9 protein-coding genes are annotated in these 11,503 nt (G+C 58.9%); 1 reads left to right on the top strand and 8 read right to left on the bottom strand.

Annotation, left to right across the window (positions count from 1 at the left end; genetic code table 11):
- The 5 genes from AC1D1P_RS05655 to sucC form a co-directional block, all read right to left on the bottom strand.
- On the bottom strand, positions 1–615 hold a 615-nt coding region (locus tag AC1D1P_RS05655), incomplete at its 3' end, for a PP2C family protein-serine/threonine phosphatase (protein ID WP_477672344.1).
- Positions 616–628: 13 nt separating this feature from the next.
- Complete coding sequence (locus AC1D1P_RS05650; protein ID WP_477672343.1) at positions 629–3,328, bottom strand: CHASE2 domain-containing serine/threonine-protein kinase; 2,700 nt, start codon at positions 3,326–3,328, stop codon at positions 629–631.
- A 341-nt stretch (positions 3,329–3,669) separates the two neighbouring features.
- Positions 3,670–4,371 carry a TerC family protein gene (locus AC1D1P_RS05645; protein ID WP_477670592.1) on the bottom strand — a complete coding sequence of 234 codons (702 nt, stop codon included), beginning with the start codon at positions 4,369–4,371 and terminating at the stop codon, positions 3,670–3,672.
- Between the two features lie 148 nt (positions 4,372–4,519).
- Complete coding sequence (gene sucD, locus AC1D1P_RS05640) at positions 4,520–5,413, bottom strand: succinate--CoA ligase subunit alpha (RefSeq protein WP_457282070.1); 894 nt, start codon at positions 5,411–5,413, stop codon at positions 4,520–4,522.
- 18 nt (positions 5,414–5,431) lie between these two features.
- Positions 5,432–6,592 (bottom strand): ADP-forming succinate--CoA ligase subunit beta, encoded by a 1,161-nt coding sequence (sucC, locus tag AC1D1P_RS05635; protein ID WP_477672342.1) that lies wholly within the window; start codon positions 6,590–6,592, stop codon positions 5,432–5,434.
- Between the two features lie 239 nt (positions 6,593–6,831).
- Between sucC and argC the strand changes: the two genes are divergently transcribed.
- The gene (argC, locus tag AC1D1P_RS05630) at positions 6,832–7,743 is read left to right on the top strand and encodes an N-acetyl-gamma-glutamyl-phosphate reductase (protein WP_477670590.1); all 912 of its coding nucleotides are present in this window, start codon (positions 6,832–6,834) and stop codon (positions 7,741–7,743) included.
- A gap of 46 nt (positions 7,744–7,789) precedes the next feature.
- Here argC and AC1D1P_RS05625 read toward each other — a convergent pair whose 3' ends face one another.
- The 3 genes from AC1D1P_RS05625 to recA form a co-directional block, all read right to left on the bottom strand.
- Entirely contained in the window at positions 7,790–9,769 is a 1,980-nt protein-coding gene (locus AC1D1P_RS05625) for a tetratricopeptide repeat protein (protein WP_477672341.1), read from the bottom strand.
- Positions 9,770–9,815: 46 nt separating this feature from the next.
- A complete protein-coding gene (gene recX / locus AC1D1P_RS05620) occupies positions 9,816–10,343 on the bottom strand; it encodes a recombination regulator RecX (protein ID WP_477670588.1) in 528 nt (175 codons plus the stop codon).
- A 74-nt stretch (positions 10,344–10,417) separates the two neighbouring features.
- A partial coding sequence (gene recA, locus AC1D1P_RS05615) for a recombinase RecA (protein WP_477672340.1) occupies positions 10,418–11,503 on the bottom strand: 1,086 nt, incomplete at its 5' end.

The following is an 11,503-nucleotide window of genomic DNA, read 5'->3' as shown; positions in this document are numbered from 1 at the left end:
ATCCGCAACCATGTCCGAGAGCCCATCCGAACACATCAGATAAAGGTCCCCCGCGTCCACACGATGCTCATTGACCTCAACCAGCACCGTGTCTTCGACGCCCAAGGCGCGTGTGACCAAGTTCTTGTTCAGGGAAGTCAGTGCCTGCTCGGGAGTTATCAGCCCGGCGTCAATTTGTTCTTGCAGCAGCGAGTGGTCTTTGGTGATTTGCTGYAGCTCCTGGCCGCGCAGACGATAGCAACGGGAATCGCCAATATGACCCAGCATCAGTCGCCCGTCCTGGAACACCCCCACCACCAGCGTGGTACCCATACCCGYGTACTGGGGGTTGGAGTTCGCCGCGTTGAAGATCGAATGATTGGCATTTTCCACGCAGATTTCTAAAGCCCGGCGCACTTCCTTGGCATTGGCATGCCTGCCCGCCTGGGAAAGCCAACGGCCCATTTCCGACTTGATGAAAGCGGCAGCCATGCCGCTTGCAATTTCGCCTGCGTTATAGCCACCCATTCCGTCCGCCAGGATGCAAAGCCGCGTCGCAGCATCAAAAGCAACCGCATCCTCGTTGTTGTCCCTCGTCAACCCCGGGTCGGTATGTGTACAAATCTCGTAGTTCATCTTGTTCGTGTGATCACTGGGTGTCGGTATCGGCAGCAGGTGCTTTGGAAACCACGGTTTTCTCAAATGTCTGCGTGCCGTCGACATTCACGGCCTGGGTCGCATCATAGGTCTTCGGGCCAGCAGCTGGTACAGTCGCTGATTGCACGACCGTGGCGTCAAATTGGGCTGCTGGCGCACCCTGTTGAGGCGCAAACGATGGGGCCGGTGCAGTACCTTCCATTGCGGCAATGACAGCGCGCAGATCTGTCGCCAATCGATCACCATCCTGATACCGCAACTCCGGCTTCTTGGCCAGAGACAGCGCAACAATCTCGGCCAGTCGCGCCGGCAGCTCTTTACGGATGATACGGATATCGGGGGCTTCTTCGTTCGCGATCTTGTACATCAGTTCGGCCATGGAATCGCCACGGAATGGCAACACGCCAGCCAGCATCTGAAACAGCATGACACCCAGCGAGTACAAGTCCGAGCGCCCGTCGACTTTTTTACCTGCAATCTGCTCCGGCGACATGAAGCTGGGCGTCCCCAATACAAGACCGGTCTTTGTTTTGCTTGAATCCGTAATGCGAGCGATGCCGAAGTCGGTCACCTTCACCGTATCGCTTTCGATTTCATACATGATGTTGGCCGGTTTGATGTCCCGGTGCACCACATTCTGCTTGTGTGCGTAAGCCAGGGCTTCAGCCACCCGTGCCACGATGGACAGGACCTTCGGGACCGGCAACAAATGGCCGTCCTTGGTGACATCTGCCAGATCCTTGCCCTTCAGAAACTCCATGGCAATGAATGCCAGGTCGTGTTCTTCACCCGCATCAAAAATCGTGACAATGTTCTGGTGCTGCAGCCGGCCAGCGGTCTCGGCTTCCCTGAAGAAGCGCTCCCGCGCATCGTCAAGCTCCTCGCCCTCGAACTCCTGACTCAAAGCCATAGTCTTGATGGCGACGACACGGCCAATCTTTGGGTCCTTGCCGAGGTACACCACGCCCATGGCGCCCTTGCCCAATTCCTTTTCGACTTGATAGCGACCCAACATGGGCTTTTCAACACCCCCACCGTCAAGGAGCATGGTCCCGCCCGGGTGCGCGCCGCCACCGCCCAAAATGACGGTTTCCGACAGGTTTTTGGCCCGATTAAGCTTGGACTGCAGGTCTTTGTGGTTCTTGTTGTAGGTGGCCATGTACTCGTACACGGCTTGAGCTTTGTTGAACTGGCGCTTGCGCTCGAAATCCAGCGCTAGGTTGTTCATGTTGTCCATCAGTGCGTCAGTGAAAGGTACGCGGCGAAAACGATCAAACGCCATGTCGAGCTGGCCTTGACCTTGCAGCGCCAGACCCATCATGCGATTGGTCTCGGCCGATTCCTCGTCGGACTTGAGCTTGCCAGCCTCGGTCATGAGGAAGCGCTTGGTCGTCAACGCCAGGTGGCCGATCACCAGCAGGGCTGCGGGAAAGACAAACTTGAGCCAGGTCGCGGCCGCCGACAGCAAGCCGAACTCAACCACCAGCAACACCAGGAACAGTGCCAACGTGATGACCGCAGCCTTACCAGCGGAGAGGCGAGGCAACCCGGCGATAAGGTAAGCCGCAACCACGAGCAGAACAGCCAACGTAGCCCAGACACCCCAAGTCGGCTGGACAATGAAGTGTTCACTCAGGATGCTGGAAGTGATGTGCGCAATGGTCTCTGCCGGTGACAGCCCCGGACCGGCCGGCGTCGTGAAGAGGCTACCCACGCCCTGCGCCGTGGCGCCGATCACCACAATCTTGTCCGCATATTTGGTGGCAGGGATTTTGCCCGTCAGCACGTCATAGAAGGAGTCAACTGCAAAAGCAGGCTTGCCGCCGCTGCCTTTATAAAACTGCGGCAACATCAGGGCCGACTCGTCGGTGCGCACTCGGAGCTTGCCGATTTGCACCGACTCCCCCACGTTGAGCTTGATATCAGAGGTGTTGAGGTTGAGGCTTTTTGCGGCAGCCAGCAGCGCCATAGAGGGCACACCCTTGCCGTAATAATTGACAAGCAGCGGCTCCTGGCGAACTGCCCCATCAACGGGATCCTGTATCTGGTTCAGGTGGCCTATACCGGCGGCGGCATTGCCTATGGCTTCAATCGGCTGGGTGCCGCGTATTGCCGCAATGGAAAAGCCGTTGCTCTCGTCAATCGCGCTTTTGAGCGCGTAGGCCGGCAGCGGATTGTCTGGCCTGCCCTGCGGCTCGCCAAGAGTAAACACCGAGGGCACAAGCACATTGCCGGCATTGACCATACTGGCAGCCAGCTTGGCATCGCTATCCAGCGCCACCTCGGCATCCGCAATCACCTTGCTCAATTGCTCGCCAATACCAGTTTGCGCGACAGCAGGATCGCCGAGGACCTCTTTCATCTTGCGGATAAAAGCGAGACCTCGGTCGGTTTGAGGCTCAAAGAAAAAAGCCGTGTGGACGACTGTCTTGGTCTTGGCGGCTGTCAACTGGTCTATCAGCTTCGCATGGACGTCCCGGGGCCAGGGCCAACGGCCTATATTCGCGATGCTTTGGTCGTCAATCGCAATAACCGCTATACGGTCTGAGGGCTGACGATTGCTGCTGGTGCTCGCATAGTCATAGTAACGGCGCTCAAGTGTGCCGAAAAAATCGGTCAGGCCATGCAAAAAAAGGACGGCCAGCACCACCAGAACGCCCACAAACCAGTCGGCCCGCCAGAACTGACTCAATTTCCTAGATGTTTTGGCCACTTCCCGTCCCTTGTCCTGATTCGCTATGCATAGCCCCAGCCATTTTTGTAATTGCTTTGTACTATCGGTCCTCCGGCAGCAAATTTCGTGCGCCGGATATCACCCGCCGACTGTTTCGGCAGGTTACAAGTCTCCTGACAATGGACATTAACAGACGGGGTGCGGCTGGACAAGCGACTTCTGCACCGCAAGCGTGCCGACTGTTGCAAATAAGTGGTTTTCTGGTATGCGCGGCGCGCATCCGGTCCGCAGCAGGTGGCGAACGCTAAGAAACGACCCTAACCGCCAAAGGGGCTGCGGCGGCCGGGCCGTACGCCGGTTCAGGCGGAAGGCGCCTTTGTCTGCTGCCGTTTGGTCAGGTAGGTGCCCAGTGCCACCACGAGCACGGCACCCACAATCCCACCGGCAGTCACCGTATGGTCGCTAACGGCACCAAAATAGCTCACCACCGCAGGATCCGTCAGCAACATCTCACCCGCCAGGAAGCCCAAAAGAGCTGCACCGATGGTAATGATGATGGGGAAGCGCTCCATGACCTTGGTCAACAAGGTGGCGCCGAAAATAATCAGCGGGATGCTCACCAGAAGACCCAGTACCAGCAACGGGAGGTTGCCCTTGGCGGCTGCTGCGACTGCCAGAACGTTGTCCAGGCTCATTACCAGATCGGCAATCAGGATAGTGCGAATCGCAGCCATCATGCCGTTGATTTCGTGGCCTTCGCCGTCTTCATCTTCTTCGCCTTTGAGCAGGTCCACGCCAATGTAGACCAGCAGTACGGCACCGATCATCTTCAGGTATGGCAAGCTCAACAGCTGAATGGCCACAATGGTCAGCACGATACGCATCACGATCGCGGCGGCGCTGCCCCAGAAGATCGCCTTGCCACGCTGCTCGGGTTTGAGTGTGCGCGCAGCCATGGCAATTACCACGGCGTTATCCCCAGACAGCACGATGTTGGCAAGAAGGATGGAGCCGAAAGCGCTCCAGAAGAGGGGGGACGCGAGGTCCAGTCCGAAAAACATGGCAGCTCCTGTTATGAATTAAAAAAGCGCTGGGAAGCGCTTTTTTGTTTTGGAGAGTCTAAGCCGCAATAGGCCAATCCCGATTGGTATTACTGCTTACCTGCTTGACCGTGGTCAAGTTTTCAAATCACTTTTTTGTGGTGGCGCCTTACAGCAGCGCTTTGAGCAGTTTGGCCATTTCCGAAGGATTGCGCGTCACGGTGAAACCGCAGGCTTCCATGATGGCAAGTTTGGCATCGGCCGTGTCGGCGCCGCCGGAGATCAGCGCGCCCGCATGGCCCATCCGCTTGCCGGCAGGGGCAGTCACACCAGCAATGAAGCCAACGATCGGTTTTTTCATGTTGGCCTTGCACCACTGGGCGGCTTCGGCTTCATCGGGACCGCCGATTTCGCCGATCATGATGACGGCGTCAGTGTCCGGATCGTCATTGAAGGCTTTCATCACGTCAATGTGCTTGAGGCCATTGATCGGGTCGCCGCCGATACCGACTGCACTCGATTGGCCCAGGCCGATTTCGGTCAATTGCGCCACAGCTTCATAGGTCAGCGTGCCGGAGCGGCTGACTACGCCGATACGGCCCTTGCGGTGGATATGTCCTGGCATGATGCCGATCTTGATTTCTTCAGGCGTGATCAGACCGGGGCAATTGGGGCCCAGCAGCAGGGTTTTCTTGCCGCCGGCAGCTTCCTTGGCTTTCATGCGGTTGCGCACTTCCAGCATGTCCTTGACCGGAATGCCTTCGGTGATGCAGATCGCCAGGTCCAGGTTGGCTTCAACAGCCTCCCAGATGGCGGCGGCAGCGCCTGCAGGGGGCACATAGATGACCGACACGGTTGCGCCGGTCGCCTTGGCGGCTTCGGTCACGTTGGCAAAAATCGGGATGCCTTCGAAGTCTTCGCCGGCTTTCTTGGGATTCACACCGGCCACAAAAGCTTCTTTGCCGTTCGCGTAGTCGCGGCACATGCGGGTGTGGAATTGACCGGTTTTGCCGGTGATGCCCTGGGTGATGACTTTGGTGTTTTTGTTGATGTAGATGGACATGTTCTTGGCTCCGGGCTTTTATTTGACAGCGGCGACGATTTTGGTCGCGGCTTCGGCCATGGTGTCTGCGGCGATGATGGGAAGGCCAGAATCGGCCAGCATCTTCTTGCCCAGGTCTTCGTTGGTGCCCTTCATGCGCACGACCAGTGGAACCGAAAGGTTCACGGCCTTGCAGGCGGTGATCACGCCGTCGGCGATGGTGTCGCACTTCATGATGCCGCCGAAGATGTTGACCAGGATGCCTTTGACATCAGGGTTCTTCAGCATGATCTTGAAGGCTTCGGTGACTTTTTCAGCTGTTGCGCCGCCGCCCACATCCAGGAAGTTGGCTGGCTCGCCACCGAAAAGTTTAATGGTGTCCATGGTCGCCATGGCCAGGCCTGCGCCGTTGACCAGGCAGCCGATGTTGCCGTCCAGGCTGATGTAAGCGAGGTCGAACTTGCTGGCTTCGACTTCGGCCGGGTCTTCTTCGTCCAGGTCGCGATAGGCCACGATTTCGGGATGGCGGAACAGCGCGTTGGCATCGAAGTTGAACTTCGCATCCAGGGCCATGACTTCACCCTTGCTGTTGCGGTTCAGGGGGTTGATTTCAACCAGCGACGCGTCGGTCTCCATATAGCACTTGTAGAGCTTTTTCAGGATGTCGACGGTCTGCGCCACGGAGTCGGCAGGCATGCCGATGCCGGCGGCGATTTGCTTCGCCTGGGCGTCCGTCATGCCGACCAGCGGATCGACAAACACCTTGATGATTTTTTCAGGGTTGGAATGAGCCACCTCTTCGATGTCCATGCCGCCTTCGCTGGAGGCGATGAAGGCCACCTTTTGCGACTCACGGTCGGTCACGGCCGAAACGTAGTATTCCTTTTGGATGTCGGCGCCGTCTTCAATATAGAGGCGGCGGACTTTCTGGCCTTCTGGGCCGGTCTGGTGCGTTTTCAGCTGCATGCCGAGGATTTCGCCGGCAATGCGCTTGACGTCGTCGATGGTTTTGGCAACCTTCACGCCGCCGCCCTTGCCGCGGCCGCCCGCGTGGATCTGGGCCTTGACCACCCACACCGGGCCACCTAGCTTCTGGGCGGYTTCCACCGCCTCCTGCACCGTGAAGGCCGGGATGCCGCGCGGCACTGGCACACCAAAATTGCGCAAGATTTCCTTGCCCTGGTACTCGTGAATTTTCATGAAAGACCTTCAGAATTCAGTAAAAGAGGGGGGTGCAACAGGGATTTGGGCAGAGGAATGGGGTGTCGGAAACAGGCCACACCGGCCCAAAAAACCACGTCGGCGGTCACTGCAGGCAGCAACGCAGAACTGTATCATGGTGCGACGCACAACTCTTGTGCCCGCCTTACACCCCGAAAAGGGCCGAAATTGACCTCTGGGGCGGCCAGCCGCCCACTTTGTTTTGTACCTGGAAGCCCATGCCTAAAGTATTTATTGACGGCGAAGCCGGCACCACGGGCCTGCAAATCCGCGAGCGGCTGCAAGCCATGCCGCAGATCGAACTCGTCAGCATCGCGCCCGAGCTGCGCAAGGACGCGGCCGCCAAGCGCGCCCTGATGGCGCAGGTGGATATGGTGATCCTGTGCCTGCACGACGACGCGGCACGCGAATCGGTCGCCATGATTGACAGCTTGACCGGCAAAAAGCCCAAAATCATTGACGCCTCCACGGCTCACCGCACCGTGTCCGGCTGGGTTTACGGCTTTCCCGAACTGACCCAGACCCAGCGCGCCGCCGTGGCCGCTGCCGACCGCGTGGGCAACCCCGGCTGCTACGCCACCGGTGCGATCGCGCTGATCCGTCCGCTGGTTGACGCCGGCATGATCCCGGCCGACTTCCCGCTGAGCCTTCCCGCTGTGAGCGGTTACTCCGGCGGCGGCCGGCAGATGATTGAAGACTACGAAGCCGGCACCGCTCCCCTGTTTGAACTTTACGGCCTGGGCCTGAAACACAAACACCTGCCCGAAATCATGAAATACACAGGGCTCACACGCCGGCCGGTGTTCATTCCGTCGGTAGGCAACTTCAAGCAGGGCATGCTGGTGCAATTGCCGCTGCACCTTGACTTGCTGCCCGGCAAACCAACCGGGGCGCAGTTGCAGGACGTACTGGCCAAACACTATGCCGGCAGCGAATGGGTAACCGCGGAGGCCGCGCCCGAGTCAGGCAAGCTGGATGCGCTGGCGCTGAACGACACCAACAAGATGGAGTTGCGCGTGTTTGCCAATGAAGAGTACCGCCATGCGGTGCTGGTGGCGCGGCTGGACAACCTGGGCAAGGGCGCATCCGGCGCTGCAGTCCAGAACCTGAAGCTGATGCTGGGTCTCTAATCGTCCGGACCGGACAACCAAACTCCTTGCCTCCCAAAGTTGAAGCTCAGCCTTCCCTTTTGATGTGTTCAAGCGCCTTTGGCAATTCACTGCCGACTTTCTTTACTACTTCTTCCCAACAACGGCTCTCGCCTTGGCGGAATAGGCGCGCCGTGGGGTACCAGGGGCTGTCGTCCCGTTCAAGCATCCAGCGCCAATCTGGCCGATAAGGCAGCATGAGCCACAGCGGTTTTCCCATCGCGCCAACCAGATGGGCGACGCTGGTGTCGACGCTGATGACAAGGTCCACGCAATCAGCCAGAGCAACTGTGTCTTCAAAGGTTTTCAGCGCGTCACCTGCAAAGAAGATGCCGGCCGACTCGACCAGCTCTTGGTCAGCCTCACGCACCTCTTTTTGCAGGCACACCAGCTGGCAGGACTGCGGCAAAGCGTCCAGCAGCGTCGCCAGCGGCATCGACCTGTTCGCATCATTCTGATGTGTCGCGCTACCTGACCAGACCAAGCCCAGCCTTGGGCCGCGCTCTGTGCTGAGCTTTCGCAACTCTCCTTCCCATCCTGTCTTCAGGGCAGGAATGCTTCGCAAGTAGGGAATGGCCGCCGGAATGCTGGTCAGGTCGGTTTCAAACGCGAACGGTAGGCTGAACAATGGGCAGTGAAAGTCAAAATCCCCAGGCAATTGCCCGCGGCCCACAAGAATGCAGTCATCCTTGAAGTCCGCGCAGAGCGGCTCTATCGAAGCCGGGACCGATAAAAATACTTTCGCGCCTCTGGTGGCAATCAAAGGGATGTAGCGCAGCAACTGTATGGTGTCGCCCAAGCCTTGTTCACCATACAGGAAAATGCTTTTACCAATAAGCGACTCGCCGGTCCAAATAGGCTTGCCGAAATTGGGCCTAGGCGGACGCGGACCAAGCGCGCTGGCAAACCACCGCCATTCGTATTCAGGCCAGCCTTGGCGCAGGTCGCCAAGCAGCAAATGGGCAACGGCCTTGTTCCAGTGGAGATTGGCATGGTCGCCCTCCGCCGCGAGACCGCGATCAGCAACCGTCACCACTTCAGCACAGCGACCCAGATTCAGCAGGGTGCAGCCCATGTTGTACAGAACGTGCGTATTTTGCGGCTGCAGGCTAACGGCGCGTTCATGAAAAGCCATGGCCTGATCAAGCCGACCCAACCGGTCGCAGGCCGCACCGGCATTCGACAGCGCGTCCGCATGCTGGGGCTGCAATGCGATCACCTGCTCGTAACTTTGCAAGGCTAACGCATGCTTGCCCTGTGCAGCCTGAATCGCCGCTTTGCCGTCGAGCGCCGGAACATTCCCGGGATGTTCAGCCAGAATGGCATCGATCAGGGCAAGGGCTTCGTCATGGCGGGCCAAACCGTTCAGCGCGCACGCTTTCTGGATGCCGAAGYCATGGGGTGCTCCGTTTTTCATCTGCCCGTCCGCCACCGTGATGACCTCCTGCCAGCGCTGCAAGTCAAGCARCAGCTTGACCTGGTTGGCTGCCGCATCTACAAAGGCCGGATTGATACGCAGGACCTGCTGGTAGCTATCCAGCGCCGCATCCACCTGGTGCAAAYTTTCCTGCACGCGGGCCAGCTCAAACCAGGCCAAATCAAAATCAGGCTTCAAAGTCAGAGCCGCTCGGAAACTGCGGACCGCGTCTTCAACCAACGTCTGGCGCATCTGCACCTGTCCCATCAGGAAATGGGCATCCAGAAGACCGCCGTCCAACGCGAGGGCCTGCCTGAAGCTAGCGCTGGCCTCAGGCAGTTCGCCCAGTTCCATCAGGCCATAACCCAGGTTGACATGGGCCAAGCCATCGTTCGGTGTCATGGCAACCACCTGGCGATAGCAGTCGGTGGCCTCGGAAATCCTGCCTTGTGCCAACAATTCGTTGCCACGTGAGCGCAATGACTGGGCATCTTCGTCCGGGACAATCGGTCCGGCAGATACAGCGCTTTTATTGCGTGCCAGTAGGGTGCGGATACTCTGGAAAATGGCTGACTCCTGAAAGTTTTTCACATTCCCAGGCCAGACTTTGGGAGGAAGGGCCACTGCAGCCYGGATCTCAATACCCTTCCTTGTCGGGATTTTTGAGGACCCACGATGCAACCTCCAGTGTAAAACCTCTTCCCGCCAGAAATCGGATTTGCCGGGCATGTTCTGCGGGGTTGGCCGGGGCTGTGCCAAACTTTCGCTGCCAGATGTCTCGCGCCCGTTCGCGCTCGGTGGCCTTAAGCTGCCCAACCGCCTCCCGTATGGCCGTCACGTCCAGTCCTTTGGCCTGCAGCTCCTGCTGGATACGCGAGGCGCCCAGCTTGCGGGAACGCCGGTTGATGACCGAATCGATGACACGCTCTTCGCTGATGAAATCCTTGAGCTCAAGGTCGTCGAGCACCGCCTTCAGCTGGCCCGGCGTTTCTTCATGCGGAGCCAGCTTGCGTTCAAGTTCGGCGCGTGAATGTTCGCGCGCGGCAAGGTAACGCAATGCGCGGCCCTTGAGGGAAAGGCCAAAACCCGCACGGCGGGCGGGTTTGGCGGGGGAGCTGTCTGCCGGGTTTTCCATGTCAAAGGACCCAGCCAGATTGAAATGCAAGCGCTACTCTTTTGATAGCTGCTTGCGCCCATTCTGATTGGTATGTCGCCTTATTTGGCATTCAAAAGACAGGCTCAGGCGGCTACTTTGGCGGGTTTTTCGGCTTTCTCGGCCTTGGGCGCCTTTTCAGCCGGTGCTGGCTCGGTGCCGGCCGCGGCTTGCACCAGCGGAATACCCAGCGATTCGCGCACCTTGTTTTCGATCTCGATGGCGAGTTCGGGGTTTTCTTTCAGGAACTCACGCGAGTTGTCGCGCCCCTGGCCAATTTTTTCGCCGTTGAAGGCATACCAGGCGCCGGCTTTTTCGACGATGTGGCCGGCCACACCCAGGTCCAGCACCTCGCCCAGCCGGCTGATGCCCTCGCCGTAGAGGATGTCGAACTCCGCCGTCTTGAATGGCGAGGCCACCTTGTTCTTGACCACCTTCACCCGGGTTTCGTTGCCGATCACCTCTTCGCCTTTCTTGATGGAGCCGATGCGGCGAATGTCCAGCCGCACCGAGGCGTAGAACTTCAGCGCATTGCCGCCGGTGGTGGTTTCGGGCGAACCGAACATCACGCCGATCTTCATGCGAATCTGGTTGATGAAGATGACCATGCAGTTGGCCTTCTTGATGGTGGCGGTGAGCTTGCGCAGCGCCTGGCTCATCAGGCGGGCCTGCAGGCCGGGCAGCGAGTCGCCCATTTCGCCTTCAAGCTCGGCCTTGGGCGTGAGCGCCGCCACCGAGTCGACCACGATCAGGTCGACCGCGCCGGAGCGGGTGAGCGAATCCACGATTTCAAGCGCTTGCTCACCGGTGTCGGGCTGGCTGATCAGGAGGTCTTGCAGGTTGACACCCAGTTTTTGCGCGTACTGGATGTCCAGCGCGTGCTCGGCGTCCACAAAGGCGCAGGTGCCGCCCAGTTTTTGCATTTCGGCGATGACCTGCAGGGTCAGCGTGGTTTTGCCCGACGATTCAGGGCCGTAGATTTCAACCACACGGCCGCGCGGCAGGCCGCCGACGCCCAGGGCGATGTCCAGGCCCAGGGAGCCGGTGGAAACGACCTGGATGTCTTCGATGACCTCGCCGTCGCCCAGCTTCATGATGGTGCCTTTGCCGAACTGCTTTTCGATCTGGGCCAGCGCGGCCTGCAGGGCTTTGGCCTTCTCGGTGTTCAGGGC

Source organism: Polaromonas sp. P1_E1_2 (genome assembly GCF_056406035.1).
The sequence above is the reverse complement of the archived record's forward strand: the minus strand, read 5'-3'. Positions and strand labels throughout refer to the sequence as shown.

Bases quoted from the DNA above. Each gene is read 5' to 3' on its own strand.
- AC1D1P_RS05645 (WP_477670592.1), bottom strand. From the start codon at position 4,371: ATGTTTTTCGGACTGGACCTCGCGTCCCCCCTCTTCTGGAGCGCTTTC.
- sucD (WP_457282070.1), bottom strand. From the start codon at position 5,413: ATGTCCATCTACATCAACAAAAACACCAAAGTCATCACCCAGGGCATC.
- argC (WP_477670590.1), top strand. From the start codon at position 6,832: ATGCCTAAAGTATTTATTGACGGCGAAGCCGGCACCACGGGCCTGCAA.